Annotated in this window: 14 protein-coding genes and 1 pseudogene; 7 read left to right on the top strand and 8 right to left on the bottom strand. The window is 33.8% G+C overall.

The window, feature by feature from the left end; all coding sequences use genetic code 11:
* Positions 1-193 precede the first annotated feature (193 nt).
* From FH144_RS01740 to FH144_RS01760, 5 genes are read right to left on the bottom strand one after another with little or no spacing between them, the layout of a single operon-like run.
* Entirely contained in the window at positions 194-1927 is a 1734-nt protein-coding gene (locus FH144_RS01740) for an ABC transporter ATP-binding protein (RefSeq protein ID WP_242313421.1), read from the bottom strand.
* 33 nt (positions 1928-1960) lie between these two features.
* Positions 1961-3715, bottom strand: a complete 1755-nt coding sequence (locus tag FH144_RS01745; protein WP_242313422.1) for an ABC transporter ATP-binding protein — start codon at positions 3713-3715, stop codon at positions 1961-1963.
* 29 nt (positions 3716-3744) lie between these two features.
* A complete protein-coding gene (locus FH144_RS12070; protein WP_242313423.1) occupies positions 3745-5199 on the bottom strand; it encodes an ABC transporter ATP-binding protein in 1455 nt (484 codons plus the stop codon).
* Positions 5192-5923 carry an energy-coupling factor transporter transmembrane component T gene (locus FH144_RS01755; RefSeq protein WP_242313424.1) on the bottom strand — a complete coding sequence of 244 codons (732 nt, stop codon included), beginning with the start codon at positions 5921-5923 and terminating at the stop codon, positions 5192-5194. The genes FH144_RS12070 and FH144_RS01755 overlap by 8 nt, the downstream gene beginning before the upstream one ends.
* A complete protein-coding gene (locus tag FH144_RS01760) occupies positions 5920-6498 on the bottom strand; it encodes an MptD family putative ECF transporter S component (RefSeq protein ID WP_242313425.1) in 579 nt (192 codons plus the stop codon). Before FH144_RS01760 ends, FH144_RS01755 begins: the two co-directional genes overlap by 4 nt.
* A 393-nt stretch (positions 6499-6891) precedes the next feature.
* Here FH144_RS01760 and FH144_RS01765 point away from each other — a divergent pair, with 393 nt between their 5' ends.
* The 6 genes and pseudogenes from FH144_RS01765 to FH144_RS01790 all read left to right on the top strand — a co-directional run bounded on the left by FH144_RS01765 (position 6892) and on the right by FH144_RS01790 (position 14139).
* Positions 6892-8001 (top strand): NAD(P)/FAD-dependent oxidoreductase, encoded by a 1110-nt coding sequence (locus tag FH144_RS01765; RefSeq protein WP_242313426.1) that lies wholly within the window; start codon positions 6892-6894, stop codon positions 7999-8001.
* Positions 7995-9338 carry a nucleoside recognition domain-containing protein gene (locus FH144_RS01770; protein ID WP_242313427.1) on the top strand — a complete coding sequence of 448 codons (1344 nt, stop codon included), beginning with the start codon at positions 7995-7997 and terminating at the stop codon, positions 9336-9338. The genes FH144_RS01765 and FH144_RS01770 overlap by 7 nt, the downstream gene beginning before the upstream one ends.
* A gap of 11 nt (positions 9339-9349) precedes the next feature.
* Complete coding sequence (locus FH144_RS01775; protein ID WP_242313428.1) at positions 9350-10228, top strand: CobW family GTP-binding protein; 879 nt, start codon at positions 9350-9352, stop codon at positions 10226-10228.
* Positions 10229-10441: 213 nt separating this feature from the next.
* Positions 10442-11542 (top strand): annotated as a pseudogene (locus tag FH144_RS01780) (oxidoreductase).
* Positions 11543-11561: 19 nt separating this feature from the next.
* Positions 11562-11888: an ArsR/SmtB family transcription factor gene (locus FH144_RS01785; RefSeq protein WP_107508611.1), complete on the top strand. Its 327-nt coding sequence runs from the start codon at positions 11562-11564 to the stop codon at positions 11886-11888.
* Between the two features lie 16 nt (positions 11889-11904).
* Positions 11905-14139, top strand: a complete 2235-nt coding sequence (locus FH144_RS01790) for a beta-glucosidase family protein (protein WP_242313429.1) — start codon at positions 11905-11907, stop codon at positions 14137-14139.
* 104 nt (positions 14140-14243) lie between these two features.
* Here FH144_RS01790 and FH144_RS01795 read toward each other — a convergent pair whose 3' ends face one another.
* On the bottom strand, positions 14244-16244 hold the full coding sequence (locus FH144_RS01795; RefSeq protein ID WP_242313430.1) for a catalase: 2001 nt from the start codon (positions 16242-16244) through the stop codon (positions 14244-14246).
* Between the two features lie 435 nt (positions 16245-16679).
* Here FH144_RS01795 and FH144_RS01800 point away from each other — a divergent pair, with 435 nt between their 5' ends.
* Positions 16680-18161 (top strand): MFS transporter, encoded by a 1482-nt coding sequence (locus FH144_RS01800; RefSeq protein WP_107508608.1) that lies wholly within the window; start codon positions 16680-16682, stop codon positions 18159-18161.
* A gap of 87 nt (positions 18162-18248) precedes the next feature.
* Here the strand turns inward: FH144_RS01800 and FH144_RS01805 are convergent, their stop codons facing one another.
* Complete coding sequence (locus FH144_RS01805) at positions 18249-19286, bottom strand: PTS sugar transporter subunit IIC (protein ID WP_242313431.1); 1038 nt, start codon at positions 19284-19286, stop codon at positions 18249-18251.
* Between the two features lie 390 nt (positions 19287-19676).
* On the bottom strand, positions 19677-20051 hold the full coding sequence (locus FH144_RS01810; protein ID WP_242313432.1) for a hypothetical protein: 375 nt from the start codon (positions 20049-20051) through the stop codon (positions 19677-19679).
* Positions 20052-20420: the final 369 nt, after the last annotated feature.

The following is a 20420-nucleotide window of genomic DNA, read 5'->3' on the forward strand; positions in this document are numbered from 1 at the left end:
TAAAAATACATTCCATATACGTTTGTTTGTTATATTTCCATTACTTTTTCTTGGTGCTTATTTATTTTCTTCAGATCAAAAAAAGTAATTTTCAAAGTGTATTTAATAATAAGGTGCACCTCTAAAAATCCAACTTTTAGAAATGCACCTTATTGTATTTATCATTTTAAATAAATGTTTTTACTAATTTCTTTTATAATCTCCAACCTTCTGATTGGCTTTTTATTGTTATAAAGTCTTTATACATTCCAGGTTGTTTAATTAATGTATCATGATTACCTTTTTGAATAATTTGCCCATCATCAATTACAATAATTTGATTTGCATTTTTTATAGTACCGATTTTATGTGCAATAGTAATTACAGTTTTACCTTTGCTTAACTCATCAATAGCACTTTGTATAAGGTGCTCATTTTCTAGATCAATACTTGCAGTGGCTTCGTCTAAAATAATAATAGGTGCGTCTTTTAGGATGGCTCTCGCTATAGAAATTCTTTGCTTTTCTCCGCCAGACAAATTATTACCCTTCTCGTTGACCATCGTTTGATAACCATCAGGCAAAGCCATTATAAATTCATGGCAACACGCTTGCTTTGCTGCTTGAATAACTTCTTCTTTTGTAGCTTCTGGGTTCCCGTACAATATGTTATTTTCTATAGTGTCATTAAATAAGTACACTTTTTGAAATACTGCGCTAATATGTGACATTAATGAGCTAAGCGTCATATCTCTAATATCAACATTTCCTACGCGAATACTTCCCTCATCCACATCATAAAATCTTAGTAAAAGATTACATAATGTTGACTTTCCGCTTCCAGAAGGTCCAATAATTGCCGTAGAGGTTTGTTCAGTCACTTCAAAATTAACATCATTAATAACTTGTTTTTCTTCATATCCAAAGCTTACATGATCAAATTCTATTGTATGGTTTTCAATATTGATATCTTTACCCGTTTCATCTAATAAAGGCGCGCTTTTAATTTCCTCAATATCATTCAGTGTCATATCAATCATCTCTAACACATGGGCTGCATTGTTCATATTCTCTACACTTTCAAATATGACAAATGAAAAAATGGAAATCATAATAAGGCTCGGCAAATCAATGTTTTGGTTGATATATAATATGCTAGCAACTAAAACAATTATTATAGATACCACTTTTAAACTTAATAAATGTAATAAGTTAAACGGAATATATTGTAATTCAATTTTTGAATTTACGCGTTTACTTTCATCAACTGCTTGGTTAAAGCTTTTGAGACTTGTATTTTCTTTTGAAAATGATTTTATTACTTGAATACCTCTAATTACTTCTAACACCTTTTCAATAAGCTGATTTTGAACATGATGATATTCCGGTGCATTTTGGTGACTTTTTTTCTCTAATAGTTGGAGACTTATAAACGATAATATCACGCCCACAAGTGCTAATAGCGACACTTCCCAAGATACGACTAAAAGTGAAATGATAAGTACCGTTATTAAAATATAACCATTGATAACGATGTCGACCATTTTCATCGCATAGTTTTCTAAAAAGGTTAAATCCGTTGTCACGACCGTAGCTAATTCATTGGTACTATGATTTTCGAAATAGCCTAATCTTACGTTTTTTAGTTTGTCTCCAATATTCAACCTTTCTTGTGCACTCATTTCATATGCAATACTTTCTTGTAATTTACTTTTCAAATATGCAGTAATAAATCTGGCCAGAACTAATAAAATCATAATCCCTAACACAATAAAGATTTCATGCATTTCAATTTGTTTTTTTGATAATACGCGATTAAATACTTGAGCTGCTAAAAAGATAGGTAAAGCAATAAAAATTGAATTAATAAAGGATATTATAAATCCTAATATCATTCTTTGTTTAAACGGGGCAGTCCATTTCAAAAGTTTAATTGTAATGTTAAACATTCCATATCCTCCTATATATTTGGTTTTTACAAATTAAGAAGAAACTCCCCAGTTCTTCGCATCCATATGTATGCCCCACATACGTTTATAGTTTCCATTTAATTCCATTAAAGTCTTGTGGTCTCCCTTTTCAAGAATTTGGTGATTACCTAACACGATAATTTGATCTGCCTTTTTAATTGTAGATAATCGGTGTGCAATAACTATGAGTGTTTTGTCTCGCGTTAAAGCATTTAGAGCTTCTTGAATTTTTTGTTCATTGTCTGGATCAACATAAGCCGTAGCTTCATCCAATACAATAATCGGCGCATTTTTCAATATCATTCTTGCAATGGTTACGCGCTGTTTTTCCCCACCAGATAACTTATCTCCTACTGATCCAACATTAGTATCATAACCATCAGGTAATTTTTTGATAAAAGCATGACATTGAGCTAGTTTCGCTGCGTTTTCTACTTCCTCATCCGTAGCTTCTGGGTTTCCAAGTTTAATATTTTCTTTAAAAGTAAGATTTAATAAAAAATTATCCTGTCCTACAAAACCAACTAAATCATTGAGTCTTTTAGGATCAATATCTTTAATGTTTACGCCACCGATTTGTATTTCACCCACTGTTACATCCCAAAAGCGTGATAACAGTTTAGCAATCGTTGATTTACCACTACCAGAAGCTCCTACAATCGCTGTAAACGTCTTCTCTGGTATATCAAATTTGAGATGATTGAATATGAGGTTATTTCTATCATTAAAATATGAAAAACCAACATCTTTGAATGTTATTTCTGTATTTTGAGGCGCTTTAAACTGTTTTGATATCTCCATCTCTTCTAAATTTAATACTTGATGTACTTCTGTAATGGCATACTGAATTGATTTTATTTGATTTACATAATTTGTAAAATTCTTTATCGGAGCTATTACACCTAAGGACAACGCTAAACAGATAAAAAATTCTGCATAAGTAAGTTGATTAATAGAAATTAAGTACATTCCTACTGGTAAAATTCCTAAAAATGTGGAAGGTAAGACGCTAGCCCCTAAATTCATATAACCCCATGTACTTTTAAACCAGTTTAATGTATGAGTTTTATAGTCATTTACTGCATCTTTGTATTTTTTATACGAATTATGCGACTGATTAAATGTTTTTATTACTTCTATACCTTCAATATATTCGACAATAGCGCTATTCATATAATTATTTGAGGCCATTTGTTCTTCATAAGTCTCGTTGAATCCAGACATCAATTTTTTAAAAGCAAAGAACGAAATAGGTATGGTAATTAACATTGCACAAGCCATTCGCCAGTCAATAATAATGATGTACACAAATATAGAAATCGAAAATAACAAGTTTCCTATAATTTCAGGAATCATATGTGCTAAAGGTAATTCAATCGTCTCTACTTTATCTACAAATATATTTTTTAACTCACCAATTTTTTTAGACTCAACAACTCCTAGTGGCAAACGCATTAATTTTCGAGCTAATTGCTTTCGAATATTAGATAAAATGTCATAAGCCGTTACATGCGACAACATAGTTGAACATCCAAAACAGATGACCTGTAAAATATATGCAAGTATGGCGATTATGATATAAAAGATAATGTGATTCAGTTCTTTATGGCCATTAATCATTAAAAATACGATTTTATAGACTGCCCAGTAAGGCACTAAGCCAGAGAACACGCTAATAATTGATAATAATACTGATGAAATGATTTTAAATTTGCTATCTTTTGCAAATGTCATTAATGATTTTATCCAATGTTCTTGAGGCTCCATATTTAGATTTCTCCTCTCATCTATGCTATTTACACATTGAAATAATGATTTAAATATTCTAATCCTTTATAGTCTAAGGCATACTGATGTGCTATATGCCCTTCTGAAAAATGTAAAATATATGTACATATTTCTAAAATTAAAGATTTATCATGTGTAATAATAAAAATTTGTTTATCCTTTGTTTGTAAGTTCTTTATCATTTTGGAAACTTTTTTCATATGGTATAAATCTAAACCAGAAGTCGGCTCATCAAAGATAATAATTTCCTTTTCACTCATTATGGCTGTAGCTATAGCCATTCTTTGTTTTTCTCCGCCAGAAAGAGATAATGGATGCTCATATTTTTTATCAAGTAAATTCATGCTTTCTAACATGTCATCACATTGTGTTTCAGATACTTTGTGATTTAATAGTTGTAACTCTTGATTTAAGCTTTCGGTAAACAGTTGTGTATTAACGTCTTGAAACACCATATAACTTTGCTTCAATAATTGTTTACGACTAATTCGTCGATTGTCGTACAACACATGACCTTTGAATCCTTTCAATAAGCCACTTAAACACTGCGCAAAGGTAGACTTGCCGCTTCCATTATCGCCAATAATTGCGATGATTTCTCCTCTAGGAATCTTAGCTGAGTTAATATCCAATTGTTTTTTCTTACTATATTTGTCATAAGCAAAGGTAAAATCTTTTATTTCCATAGTTTTAGGTTTTAGAGAATTTTCTTGTTTTAAAACCTCACTTTGGTCATATCTAATTCCCATCTGTTTGTAAGAAGAACTTTCTAGCGATTTGAAATCGCTTACACTAAAACGCGAATTAATTTTTCCTTTTTCCATATAATAGATAGTATCAGCATAATCAATAATATAATCTAAACGATGTTCGATAAGCACAATCGTTTTACCGTTTTGTTTTAAATAACAAATCATCTCTTTTAATTTTTTGATGCTATACATATCTAAATTTGAAGATGGTTCATCTAGCACTATAATTTCTGGATTTGTAATTAACACAGACGCACAAGCAATAATTTGTTTTTCTCCACCAGATAATTCAAATATATTACGATCTAATAAATGTTCAATTTCAAATCGTTGCATTACGTCTTTAATTTTATTGATGATAATGTCCGGTTTTACACCTTGGTTCTCTAAATTAAATGCTAACTCGCTTGTTGTATCAACATTATAAAATTGAGTTTTAGGATTCTGAAATACGCTGCCAACCATTTGTGATAATTGATACATTTCAAATTGAGATATGTCTTTATTATTGATATAAACTTGTCCTGAAATATCTCCATTTTGAACTTTAGGAATTAATCCATTAATCAATTTGGCAATTGTAGACTTACCGCTGCCTGATTTTCCACAAAATATTACAAATTCACCTTTATTAATCTCAATAGAAATATCTTGGATAGCTGCTTGCTCCGAGGCTTCATAATTAAATGCTACGTGGTCAAATTTAATCACTGAACAACTTCTCCTTAAAATAAACTATCCATAAACATAAAATGATAAGAAATAATAGTTTATCTAATACTTTAAATTGAATGTTACAAATATTGGTTCTCTTATGAGGTGTATCAATTCCTCTAGTCATTGCGGTAAAAGAAAGGTCATTACCAATTTGAACCACCGAAATAATTAGAGGTATAAGTCTATATTCGATGCCTTTTAAAAAATGATGTAAAAATGTAATGCCTCTCATCTTCATAGCATAATTAATATGCTTGTATTCCTCTGCGATTGTAGGGAAAAATCTAAAAATAACTGAAATAGGGATAATGATGTTGCGTGGTAATTTCATCTTTTCCATAGCCACTATAAACTCACTTACTTTTGTAGAAAACAAGGTAAAGTAACCTACAATAAATCCTGGTAACATATTCATAAATATTCCAACAAATCCTAGAAAAATAAATTTAACAGTACCATGAGTATGTGGAACGACCCACTTCTGTATCAAAAAAAGTACTATAAATGTGATGACGCATTTTATAAATAGACTTCTTTTATTTATACTTAATAGCAATAATAGAGAAAATAAAGTTAAACTTATTCTTAAAATACTTTGTGAACTTCCACTAGAAATTAGTATCGTGCTAATTGTGATGGTTAATAATATCTTTGTTCTAGGATCTAATTTTGCAAATACGTTTCTATCATCATTCAAAGAATTGGCAACTAGCTTCACACTAGCCCCGCCTTTTTGAAATGTTTGCTAAACATTTTTTTACCTAACCATGCTCCTACAAGGCCGCCTAGTATAGTTAGAAGAAACATAACCGGTAAAGTCCATAGTGGTGTAATAGATTCCAAAACGCTAACATAATCTTGGCCATAAGACTGTCCTACTTCTTTAAAATATTGGTCTCTAGCAATAAACATTCTTAATACAAATCCCATTATCCATAGAGAGAAACCAGCGTACCCCCATGCGATATACTTCCAATTTTTATAGTTTCCAGCTTTCATGATGAAGTCTCCAAGTAAACCGCCGATAATTCCAGCAGGCAACATAATCAAACCACTACCCCTAACTGTAAAAGCAAGCCCTAAGATAGTACCTGTTAGTGTTATCATGCCAAATTTTTCTATTTTCATTACGTATAAAATAAATGGAATACCGCAAACAATTGGGCAAATAAAGCCTAAAAAAGGTATTAAAAATGGAATGTACCCTATCATAAACGTTACAAAAAAGACTACTAAATAAATCGCTGTAAAAATACCGACAGTAATTAAATCTTTAACTGATAATTTTTGCATAATCTCTATCTCCTTAGAATTTTCTATTTTCTTTCAAATAAAACGAAATTATTACGTTTTAATACGCAAAATTTTTTCTTTATTATTCATATTGATTAACACTAAACAAATCTGATGACATGAAAATAAATTATTACACCTCATGCTTAACTCCTGCCTATCATTAATGTTAATTTTCAAAAATAATAAAATATTACATCATTATAATATACTATATGATAATGATTATCAATATCATATCGGTTAAAATATTGGGCTAAATATAATATAAAGCCTATTTAAATAAACTTATGCTCTAACTTATCCATTGAAATGTGTCTTAAGAAGGATTATACTATTTAAATCGTAATGATTACGTTTTAAATATAAAAGTTATAGAAAGGCAGTGTTAGGATGGCTAATCATCATCGCGTTATTATTATTGGGGCTGGGGCTGCTGGTATTGGGATGGCAGTGACATTGAAGGATTTTAATATGAAGGATGTACTCGTCATTGAAGGTGGGACAATTGGTCAGTCGTTTAAACATTGGCCTAAGTCAACTAAGACGATAACGCCCTCTTTTACAACAAATGGTTTTGGTATGCCAGATATCAATGCGATTGCTAGGGAAACGTCTCCTGCGTTTACCTTCAATGAAGAACATATCTCTGGAGATACATATGCAGAATATTTATGTATTGTTGCACAACACTACAACATACAAGTCGCTACAGAGACGAAGGTTTCCGACGTCGCCTACGTAGACGGTAAATATGAATTGACGACAAACAAAGGTGTATATTCAGCTGATTATATCTATATAGCTACCGGTGATTTTGCCTTTCCACATCAACCTTTTAAATATGGTCAACATTATAGTGCAGTTGATGATTTTAACAATTTAAATGGGGATGAATTTATTATTATTGGTGGCAATGAGAGTGCCTTTGATGCAGCTATTCATCTCGGTAGTCTTGGTGCGTCTGTATCGATTTATACATCTTCCACAGGCTTTGATCATGACGATGCAGACCCAAGTGTTCGTTTGTCGCCTTATACACATCAACGCTTGAGAGAAGCCGTGCGTCAAGGTGCTCATATCGAACTGAATGTAGGTTATCATGCGTCAGATATTATTTGTCACGACGGCGTTTACCAAGTTCATTTTGAAAATGGTCATACAGCAACTTCGTCATCTGAACCGATTATCGCGACTGGATTCGACGTCACACGTAATCCTTTAATCCAACAACTCTTTACCGTACGAGATAAAGAAGTTCAATTAACCGATTTAGACGAATCAACACGTTATCCCAATGTCTTCTTAATCGGAGCAACCGTACGTCACGATGAAGCAGTACTATGCTATATTTACAAATTCAGAGCACGTTTTGCCGTATTAGCTAACATTTTAATGCGCCGGGAAGACTTACCCGTTGATGCATCGCTCATTGAAACTTATAAGAAGAACAATATGTATCTAGATGATTACAGTTGTTGCGAAGTGGATTGCACATGTTAGAAGTGGCTTTCAATTTAAGAGATGGCAGTTATACTCCAATCCCTGATGAACCACATACGTTATCTCTTGAAAATTATTCAAAATTAACAACACGACAACAACAATTACTTCGCAGCTATATCGTAAAGCATCAACTAGAAGTTTCTCTGAACGAAAGTGTGCCCTCCTCACCGCATCATAGTTCACAAATCATCCAGCGACTAGAAGATTTTGTGGAGGAAAGTAAAGGCTATCAACCTAAGGGCTACGAGACATTATTAGGATGGCTTATTATCTTAATGATGTTTGCCTTTCCAGTCTATTTGGCCTATCACTTTTCAGATTGGCTACAAACCAACTATGTTTCAGAGTGGATTACTACACTTTCTCAATATCCCGTGTTTCAAATTGAGTGGCTAAACAACATTTTATTCGGTGACTACGGCGTATTATCACTAGGAACTTACTCGCTTGTCTGGGCTTTACCAGTCGTTATTATGATTAGTTTATCGACGGCTACCATCGATCAAAGTGGTTTAAAACAATATGTAGTGTGGTCCATTGAGCCAACGATGACACGTATTGGTTTGAATGGTTCAGACATTGTTCCGTTATTAGAAGGATTTGGCTGTAACGCCGCAGCAATTACGCAAGCCGGACATCAATGTAGCGTGTGTACCAAGACACAATGTATGAGTTTAATTAGCTTTGGGTCATCATGTAGTTATCAAATTGGCGCCACATTATCGGTCTTTAGTGTGGCACACCAATCTTGGTTATTTATGCCCTATTTAGCTATGGTCTTTATTGGCGGTATTTTACATAATAAATTATGGATGAAACAAGGCACTCTAATACCTACGCAAGTCGTCCATCAATCGATGGGGTTGCACTGGCCAAAACTAAAAGCGTTAGGCGCTCAAATGTGGGGCAATATTCAAATGTTTGTGGTTCAAGCATTGCCTATTTTCATCGCTATTTGCTTTGTGGTTAGTATTTTATCTTTAACACCCCTACTACATATCATTTCGTATGTGTTTACGCCGATGTTAGCTTTATTAGATATTCCAACACAGCTATCGCCAGGGATTTTATTTTCAATGATTAGAAAAGACGGGATGTTGTTATTTAATATGCATGGCGGTCAATTGATTCAACAACTCTCTGCATGGAAACTATTATTGCTTGTATTCTTCAGTTCAACCTTTACGGCTTGTTCAGTCACTATCACAATGTTGATTCGTCAATTAGGTTGGTGGGAAGGTCTGAAAATCACTATGAAACAAATGATGACATCCGTATGTTGTGTCGGTTTACTAGGTGTCGTTACGATGGCCGTTAACTTAATGATTAAGTAAGGAGGTTAACTATGCAAATTATTATTATCGGAGGCTTTTTAGGCGGTGGAAAAACAACTACACTAAATCACTTAATTACCGACGCATTAGATAATAACTTAAATCCTGCCGTATTGATGAACGAATTTGGGAAAATGAGCGTCGACGGCCAGTTGATTGAACAAGAAGTACCTATGGAGGAGATAGTAGATGGTTGTATTTGTTGTGCTATGAAAGCTAACGTTTCTGACCAGTTACATCAACTGTATTTAGATTATCAACCTGATATCGTCTTTATTGAATGTAGTGGCGTGGCCGAACCCTTAGCCGTGGTAGATGCATGTTCAACTCCCGTTTTAGCGCCTATCATTCAAATTAGAAGTATTGTGGGCGTTGTTGATGCGACGATGTATGAACGCCTTGATGCCTATCCTGCCGATATTCAGAAATTGTTTCTTGAACAATTGCGACATTGTTCTACACTTTTTGTTAATAAAATTGATTTAGTTGCTATAGAGGCTACGGCGAAACTTTTGAGAGAACTTGAGTCGATGAATAGCACCGCCAATATTCTCGTAGGCAGCTATGGTTCACTATCCTTAAAATCGCTATTAGAAGCTACAAATATTAAACGTCATGATAGCCAAATACTTCATGGCGACATTGGACATTACTATATAGAAGCACCACAGTTGAAATCTAAAGCTGAATTTATTGATGATCTAAGCGACTTACCTAACGATGTCTATCGCGTCAAAGGCTTTGTCCACTTCACGGATGAACAACATATTTATCTCGTCCAATACGCCCAAGGAGAAATCGAACTCTCCCCCATCCAATTAACAGCAGACGTCCCATTATATCTAGTCGTTATCGGTAAAAACTTAGACAATGTCGATATACCATTATAGCTCTCCTTGTAGATTTTAGAGGGCAACGACGGAAATCTAATGTGATTTAGTCGTCTCACCTTAATAAAAGTGACTAGAGATGAAGAAGTGAAGTTTGAACGCCTCTTCATCTCAGTCAACTACTATCTAAAACACAAAAATGAACAGTTATAAACTAACATATTGACATTTTGCAATATGTTAAAATATAATGCAGGTCATGGAGGGATAAACATGAAACAATTAAATCAACGCTATGAAATCAAAAAAGGCGTTTGGCTTAACAATAGAATTGTGATGGCCCCAATGACTACTAAAGGATCTACATGGGAAGGTTATATTACAGACGAAGACCTTCAATTTTATAAACGCAGAGCAAATGTAGCGGGATTGCTTATTACTGGTGCAACTGCAATCAGTCCTTTAGGCGAGAATTTTCCTTACCAAATGTCAATTTATAATGATAGTTTTATCCCAGGAATGACTGAACTTGCGCAAGTAATGAAATCTAAAGGGAATAAAGCAATTGTGCAACTTTATCATTCTGGCGCGAACTCTATCACTTCTTATAGAAAAACTGGAAAAGCAGTAGCACCTAGTAGACGAACATTTCATCATCTTCCTTAAGTCCCTACTGAATTATCTGAAGAAGATATATGGGGTATTATTGAGGACTACGGTTTAGCTACTCAAAGAGTTATTGATTCAGGTTTCGACGGCGTGGAAATTCACGGCGCATACGGCCATATCATTCAACAATTCTTTTCAAAATACTCAAATAAACGTACCGATGCATGGGGTGGAAGTTTAGAAGATAGAATGAAATTTATTACGGAAATTATTAAAAAAGTAAATCAAGTTGCCCGTGAAAATAATAAAGAAGATTTTATTATTGGTTTTCGTATCACCGAAGAAGAATATCATGCAGATGAAATAGGGTATGAATTATCAGAAACCCTTCAACTTATAGATAAAATAGCAGATATGGAGATTGACTATATTCAAGGTACTAGTGTTCAATTTGCCGAAGCTTTTAGTAAAACAATCAATGGACGTACCACATATATCTGTGTACCAAATGCGATTGAGAAAGAACAAGTTGAATATGGTTTGAATTATGGTGACTTAGTTTCAATCGCTCGTGCAGCTATGATTGAACCTGATTATGCACATAAAATTGAAACCAATGCTGCTATAAAAACTGAAATTACTTCTACCGATATGGCTAAAAACCTAATGTGGCCGAATAAGTTAATGGTTTGGATGTTAGGTCCTTATGGTCAAAACTTCTTCATAAAAGGGTTACAATACTTTAAAGATATTGCGCGATATTAAGAAAGGAGGATTCAATCAAATGCCTGATTTAACTAATGATGAATCAATAGAAATATTTAAAGCTTTATCAAATCCCACTCGCTTAGCTATTTTAGAATGGTTGAAAGACCCTAAACACACCTTTGACCCTATAAAACAAGGCGATATCGATATGGATGAAGTTGGCGTTTGCGTTAGTCAAATTAGAGAAAAATCAACTATTAACCAATCTACCGTTTCCCAATATTTATCAATGCTACAAAGAGTCAACTTATTACAAGCTACTCGAATCGGTAAATGGACTTACTACAAACGTAACGAGGCATATATTCAAGAGATTAAAGAATTAATATCTCAATCTTTATAAAAAGGAGTCATTTATTATGAAACCAAAAGAAATAATAAGTAACCTTTCTATCGACGATAAAATAAAAATCATTACTGGTCATCATTTCTGGTACACACATCCATTGAAAGAGTATGATTTAGAATCTTTATTATTAACAGATGGCCCTTCCGGTATACGTAAGCAATCTGAAGGTGCAGATGCCTTAGGTCTCAATAAAAGTATTGAAACCATCGCCTTCCCTGGTCTTGCTCTTGTCACGAGTTCTTTTAATAAAAAGTTATTAAACCGATATGGCACGTTGTTAGGTTCAATAGCTAAAAGTGAAAGAGTAAATATTTTGCTTGGTCCTGGTGTTAACATTAAGCGTCACCCTCTAGGTGGCAGGAATTTTGAGTACATGTCTGAAGATCCATTCTTAACAGGGATATTGGCTTTTGAATATGTTAAAGGTGTCGAATCACAAGGTGTAGGTACAAGCGTGAAACATTTTGTTGCAAATAACAGGGAAAATCAAAGATTCTCAAATTCATCAAATATTGATATGCGAACACTACGTGAAATATATTTAAAACCGTTTGAAATGATAGTTAAACGTTCAATGCCGGCTACCGTCATGACTTCATATAATTTATTAAATCACGTCTACGTTTCCGAAAATCGTTGGCTATTAACAGACATTTTAAGAAATGAATGGAATTACCAAGGCTTAATCTTATCCGACTGGGCAGCTATAAAAGATAGAGCGAAAGCTTTAAAAGCTGGGTTAGACTTAGAAATGCCAGGTAAAGATAGCTACACTATAAATGAGTTAAAGGTTGCGCTTCACAACGGCGATATTAACGAAGAGATGTTAAATAAATCGGCCGAAAGAGTTATTGATACGATTCAACGTTATCAATCTGAGCAAGAACCTGAACTGTATGATAAAGATGCATTTCATGAAGCAGTCAAAGATATCGCTAATGACAGTACAATATTATTGAAAAATAATCATCAAACCTTACCTTTAGCGTCTAAAACATTTAGCGTTATTGGTGATTTAGCTGAACATCCACGCTTTCAAGCCGGTGGGTCGTCTAAAGTAAATCCTTATCATGTCGTTTCAGCTGTAGAAGCATTGGAAAATGATATGAATGCCTTTGCCAGAGGTTATGAGATTAATGAAGAAGATAGTAATAATGAGCTTGTTGAAGAAGCAGTAGAACTTGCTAAGAAAGAAAAAAACATTGTCCTCTTCCTCGGTTATCCAGAACACTATGAAGGTGAAGGCTATGATAAGACTACGCTCAACTTACCTGACAACCAAGTGCAATTATTGAATGAACTATATAAAGTTAATAAAAATATTGTCGTAGTGTTACAAAATGGCGCTGTTATATTAATGCCTTGGGAAGATAAGGCGCAATCCATTGTGGAAACATATTTGCCGGGTGAAGCGGTCGGTGAATCTATTAGGGATATTTTACTTGGCACAGTGAATCCTTCCGGAAAACTTGCCGAAAGTATCCCTAAACGTATAGAAGATATTCCTTCTTATTATAGTTTCAATAAAAGTAAATCTGAGGAAAATTATTTAGAAGGCTTATTTGTAGGTTACAGACATTATGATACTAAACGTATAGATGTACAATTTCCATTTGGTCATGGTTTAAGCTATAGCAACTTTGAATATTCAAACCTTAATATTGATGTCAACACAACGCATTTAGATATACAATTTGATGTTACAAATACAGGTCAATACGACGGCGCTACTGTGCCACAAATTTATGTTGGTAACCAGACAAGCGATATCGAAATGCCTACTAAAGAATTAAAAGCGTTCGAAAAGGTATATCTCGAGCGAAATCAGACTACTACAGTTAAGGTTACGATACCTTTTGATGATTTAAGATGGTTTAATGCGCAAACCAACCTTTGGCAATTTGATCATGGTTTGTATGAACTGTTCATAGGAGAATCTGTATCAGATATCCGTTTAAATTCTACTGTTAATATTATTAATGAGCAGTTAGATATTCAACAACCGTTAATCAATGAAGATACCTATCTATATGAAGTGATTGAACGTAAAGATGAAATGTCTCATGCACTTGAGAAATATGAATTTGATAAGATGATATCTAATATTAATGAAGATAAATCCTTAGCACCTCTATTTAAAAACATGCCATTACGCTCTCTAATTATGGTAAATCTAGATATTAATAAAATTTATTGTTTTATTGAAGAAGCAAATAAAGAAATTACACAAACTACAGATAAATAGTCAACAACATAAAAAAGCACTTTCTATTTTAAAATTTCAATAGAAAGTGCTTTTACTAGTTAGAAAAGGTTATATTTTAGACTGCCTTCCCACTAATGTTGTCTTTATCTGTTCCAATATCTAAAGCGTTCGAATGCATCTACAATCGCCTCTGGTTTATCAGAAACAATCACACCTGGTGCATCTAATTGGATCCTACTATGATTTAATAATTTAGACGCTGCTTCAGATACCACAACTGGTTTTTTGTGTTTATAACTTAATTCTGCAAAATCAATTGCCTCTTCTAATAATTCGTTACCATCTGATAAGATAATCACACTATCGAAGACAGTTGAACTTGCTGTACTGTATGTTTCAGTGATACCTACTTCTTCAGTTAAATCTTTCGCATGTTGCCCTACGAAAGCGAAGTTCAAACGATTATTTGAGAAGACTTCAGCATAGCCTTTCAATGTTTCTGCATCGACGTCACCATTGATTAATACGGCTACAGAGTGGCCTAATAATGGGATATCGAATTTCTCTAATGTTAATTGGCTATCGCTTGCGTCAGATTGAACTTCTTCATTATTTTCAGGCACCTCAACGCCAACATTTTGTGCTACATATTCGGCTAATTGACGGTCGACTTTGTTTAATTGATCGACGGCGTTTTGTTTAACCATTACTGATTTACATTTACCGATTTCGAATGAGAATGCATCAGCCATATGTTGTTGTTCCGCTTCAGTTAAGCTATTTTTATAAAGTTTAGGTTGAGAGTAATAGTCTTTGAAGCTTTCACTACGTTGACGCACTTTGTGGCCTTCAACTTTTTCTTGGTAATGTTCATAGCCACCTTCTTCTTTAGGTGTCGTATGTGGTTCATTATTATTCAGGCCATTTTTATGGTAAGACGTTTGACCTTGGTGGATGCTCATTTGGTGCATAGCATCACGTTGGTTGTTGTGTACGCCACTAACTGGTCTATTGATTGGAATTTGGTTAAAGTTTGGCCCACCCAATCTTGAAATTTGTGTATCTGTATATGAGAATAAACGACCTTGTAATAATGGGTCATTTGTAAAGTCGATACCAGGTACCACATGTCCAATATGGAAAGCTACTTGTTCTGTTTCCGCAAAGACATTATCCACGTTACGATTTAACGTCATTTTACCCACACGTTTTACTGGAATTTGGTCTTCAGGCCAAATTTTCGTAGGGTCTAAAATATCGAAGTCAAAGTCAAATTCTTGATCAGGCGTAATCATTTGGAAACCTAATTCCCATTCAGGATAATCGCCTTTTTCAATTGATTCGTATAAATCTTTTCTATGGAAGTCGACATCTTTACCATGTAAGATTTGCGCTTCGTCCCATACTAAGCTTTCTAAACCGTGTAATGGTTTCCAGTGGAATTTAACAAAGTATGATTGACCTTCTTTATTTACCAATCTAAATGTATGCACACCGAAACCTTCCATTTGACGATAGTTCTTCGGAATACCTCTATCACTCATCGCCCAGAATATTGCATGCGTAGATTCAGGGTTTTGCGCAAAGAAGTCCCAGAATGTATCATGTGCTGAACCACCTTGTGGCATTTCGTTATGAGGTTCTGGTTTTAATGCATGTACGAAGTCTGGGAATTTAATCGCATCTTGCATAAAGAATACTGGGGCGTTGTTACCAACTAAATCAAAGTTACCTTCATCAGTGTAGAATTTAGTTGCGAAACCACGGATATCTCTTACTGTATCAGGAGATCCTTTTGATCCTTGTACTGTAGAGAAACGGACGAATACTGGCGTTGTTTTTTCAGGGTGAGTTAAAAAGTCTGCTTGTGTATACTCGCTCATATCTTCATATACTTTAAATTCACCATGTGCACCAAATCCACGCGCATGTACGACACGTTCAGGAATACGCTCATGGTCGAAGTGCATCATTTTTTCACGGAAATGGAAGTCTTCTAGAAGCGTTGGTCCTCTATCGCCCGCTGTAAGAGAGTTCTCGTCCTCACTTACTTTCACACCATGGTTAGTTGTGATTGCTTCATTATCATTATTTTTCTTTTGCTCTTCTAATTGTTCAAGCTTTTTATTATTTGATTCTGTCATCTTTATCTCCCCCGATAAAATTATATTTGCCTTTATCATAATTAATGACTAACTATGCCCTATGATAACTACTAAACATTTGTTCTATTCCCTTTACTCATAATTTTAATCACGCTTTAAACTTTATAATTTTAATATATTTTTTATTCATGATTTTTATTTTGTGAATTATTTTCCAGAAAAGTAGGTTACGTATAGGTTTGCGAAGGAGATATATTACGAATGCATGTCGAGAAAATGTAGTATATAATAGAGGTATCTTTAAAAAATAATAAAACTACTAACTTGTATAGATAAACTCTCCCGTGAGCGCCCCGTTGCTACACACATCCACAACGTTAAACTGCATTATTATTTTTTATCCAGTTTCACCAGTTCATATTAAACCCCTTATTACTATCGTCATATGAAATATAAAGAAAGGGATGAACGACTTTGAGTTTTTTATGGACTAAAAGAGTCAAACTGTTAGAGTTATTCGTATTAAGCGTCTTAACCGTTTTAGGTATTGGCTCCCAGTTTTTCTCCAATCTAGCATATAGTCTAAATCAAGGACTATTGCAGACTGCATTTGGCTTAGGTTCCAAGCAGCTCATTATACCCTCTATCATAGGGAATTTCTCTTTTGCACTAGGCATACCGTTGGGCCACGTCTTCACACATAAGTTAGGTACTAAAAAGACATTTGTCTTTTTCACCTCATGCTTCTTAGTAGGCTCGATTATCGGAATTATCTCATTTGATATTTATTCACTATCTATTTCGAAAACAATCCAAGGATTTAGTACAGGAATCTTATTCTTCACGTTATTACCTAAACTATTCCAAGCATTTCCTAAACGCTATAAGAATGTATTCTTACTATTAGTTATAGTGGGATTATTTGGTGCGAATGCATTAGGTGGTATGTCAGGTAGCTTCTCATTAGAATTAGATAGATGGAAATGGATATTTGTCATTAACATTGTTTCAAGTATCTTATGTCTTATTCTTGGCCCAAGATTCTTAAATAATGCGGATAAAGCTCCTGAAAAGGAAGAAAAAGGTATACCTTGGCATATCGTATTTTTAGTGTTAACCACAATCACTATTAGCGTACCGATGATTATGTTGACACAACAAAGCCATATCACGTTTCTAAGTTACATTTTCTTATTAATTGCCGTATTGTTTTTCGTTAATTTCGTGTACTTGAATATGAAATCTGATGCGCCAATTATGTATTTTTCAACTCTATTTAAGAAGAAACCAATTGTTGGTTCGGTCATGGCAATTTCATCTCACTTAACACTGTTAGTGGGCATTGCCGGTATTAATGTTTTCCTTTTAAAAGCATTAAAATTACCGTTTGAAGTAACTGAGAAATTCTATCTTTACTTCTTTATCGGAGTTATCGTCACAGGATTTATTAAAATGTTGTTTTACAGTTCCATAGGTGCCGGTATATTAGGTACAGTCGGCGCTGCCTCATTAATGTACGTCAGCATACACTGGATTGTATTAGAACATTCAGTTAACGTTAACTTACTCTACCTACACGGTTTCTTATTAGGCTTTGGGACAAGCATGACATTACTTAGTGGCGCCATGGCAACGTTACTTGATGGCGATTTAAAATACGCATCAAACCGTTCTGTAACGATGCATAGCATTAGAAACTTTTTATCAGCGTTATTAGTGCCAATCGTGACGTATATCTTAAAAGATGATATCCAGAAAGGCCTGCAAACGTTGTATTCAAGTTATACTACGCATATCGCGAATAAGTTTGTCTTAACGCAAAAGATTCAAGACGTCATTATCCATTCGAATCAGAAGATATTCACGTTGATGCTTATTTTTAACGTCGTCATGTTAATCTCATCTATCATCCAAATCTTCTTAGGAAAAGGACGCAGAATCACACCTAAATCTTAGAGCAGATTTAAAAACAACAATATACAAACATCAAAAAAGCATCTACCTTTAACTCTTAATTGAGCAAGGTAGATGCTTTCGTTTGTATTATGAATGACTTTTACTTTTATTCCATGGCATAGGAATGTGTAAGTGAAGTAAGTCGAATTTTTTAATTAATTTACCGATAATAAACGCTAGAATTGTACTTGTGATTGCGACTGCAACGATTGTAAGAATTGATGTAATTGGATCGTTGAAGCCGAAGAGTACGATGGCACCTGCCATTGGTGTTGCCATACCTGTGACGTTAATCACTAGGCCACTAAAGGCAATGATGCAGGCGTTAAACATACCGATAAGAGCATTTGTGCCGTATAGTACGGGCGCATATTTTACGATTAAGTCGATTTGTGTGAGCGGTTCGATAAATACTGCAAAGCGATTTGGTTTTTGACCAATTTTCAAAATGTTAAATAATGTGAAGTTAACGAATGATGCACCAGTACATGTAATCGCACCGATGGCCATTGGTAAACCTGTAAGTCCTAATATACTTGCAAGTACCATTGAACTTAATGGCGTCATGCTTGTCACTGGGATGATAAGTCCTAAAATAATCGCTAATGAATATGGACTGCTATCGCCAACTGAATTAACCGCATTTGCGATTTGGTTCAGTATAGCTGTGATCGATGGATTAATAAGCGTAGCCAAGCCAAATACTAAGGCTGGCGCAATTAAAATCACCATGATTAAGTCCAAACCATCTGGAACTTTCTTTTCAATCAATTTAATTAAAAATGCCGTTATATAAGCAGCAATAAATGCTGGTAATAAACTAAAATCTTTCAATACAAGTCCTACAATAACTGCAAAAACTGGAGATACGCCTAAATTAATGCATGTAAGAATACCTACGGCGATACCTCCCAGGCCTCCCATTAAGTCACCTATCGTTTGAAGGAAGCTAATATGGAAGATGCCTCCAATAGCGTAACTTAAGAATGCCTGTGGAAGAAACGTAGCACAAGCCGCTCCTGAGAGTGCCTGTAAGCCTTCCTTACCGTATGGCGCGAACTTTAAGAACAACGTCATAACAATTAAAACTACAACTAATGTTCCTACTCCTAATACAATATTCATTTATATAAACCCCTTTAATTTAAACTAAATACTTTTTTAAAAAGATTTAATTATCGTAACATATTTTGTTGTATAGTATTTAAATTCAGATTAAATATTAATCCTAATTTAATATTTTTGAAAATTCAAAAGTGCAACAATAATTTAAATATAATTAGAGAAAGAACGTGTAGTTTGGTTGGGTTTAATGTGGATATATTAGTCATTTTAGAGGAGAGGAAAGCCTTAAGACACAAGAAAGGGCCTGCTTTCTATGATAGAAAACAAGCCTTAAGAAACAAAATTATTTTTCTTGCATTTATTATTATAACTTCTTGCCTATATCATGTAACAATGAGTCATACATCAATGTATATTTTTACCTCCATTTTATAGAAAAAATAATAATATTTATTTCTTTTTCAATATATATCTATCATCCTTTTCAATTACTTTATATCTTCTTAATTTATTTAACGTAGCCATTCCACCGCCAGCAACAGCAATGCTTATAGCGATATACGTTACTGTTGGTCCTAAAGTTAAGGCTGCAGAAGTCCCAGCTACTGCAGCATATGTCCCTGTAGCTGGCGCAGTAGTTCCACCAGTACCTGCAGTAACTAATAGAGCGATTACTATCGATGCTATTGATCCACTAGCGATTAGCCAAGATACCTTTCCAGCACCAACTATTTTTACAACTTTTCTACCTAAATCAACTTCTATTTCAATATTATCTTGATTTTCTTTCACAGCTTTTCCTAAATCTTTTGTGTTATCAATCATATTTAGTCCCCTTTTTGTAGTATTCAGTATTTTAATTTATATATACATTTACTTTTTAAAATTATGTTTACATCCATCTTATAACAATCTAAATCATAAAAGTAGGTTTTTTTAAGAGTAAAAAAATTTATTTAAACAATATTATTTTTGATATAAAAAAATGTAATCATATCATGTAATGCATAAACTATAAATATAAAAACCAATTTATCTAAAGATGTTTATCGAAGGATTAATTATACTAGGATTTTTTTGAAGCGCTTAAGAAAGCTAAAGGATTATAGAGAGTAAAGGTAACTTTTAAAAATATGAAAACAATAATTTTTTTAATAAAAAAATCAAATATATAGTAGCTATGTTCATAAAGTT

It is taken from the genome of Staphylococcus sp. acrmy (genome assembly GCF_022690565.1).
Taxonomy (GTDB): Bacteria; Bacillota; Bacilli; order Staphylococcales; family Staphylococcaceae; genus Staphylococcus; species Staphylococcus caledonicus.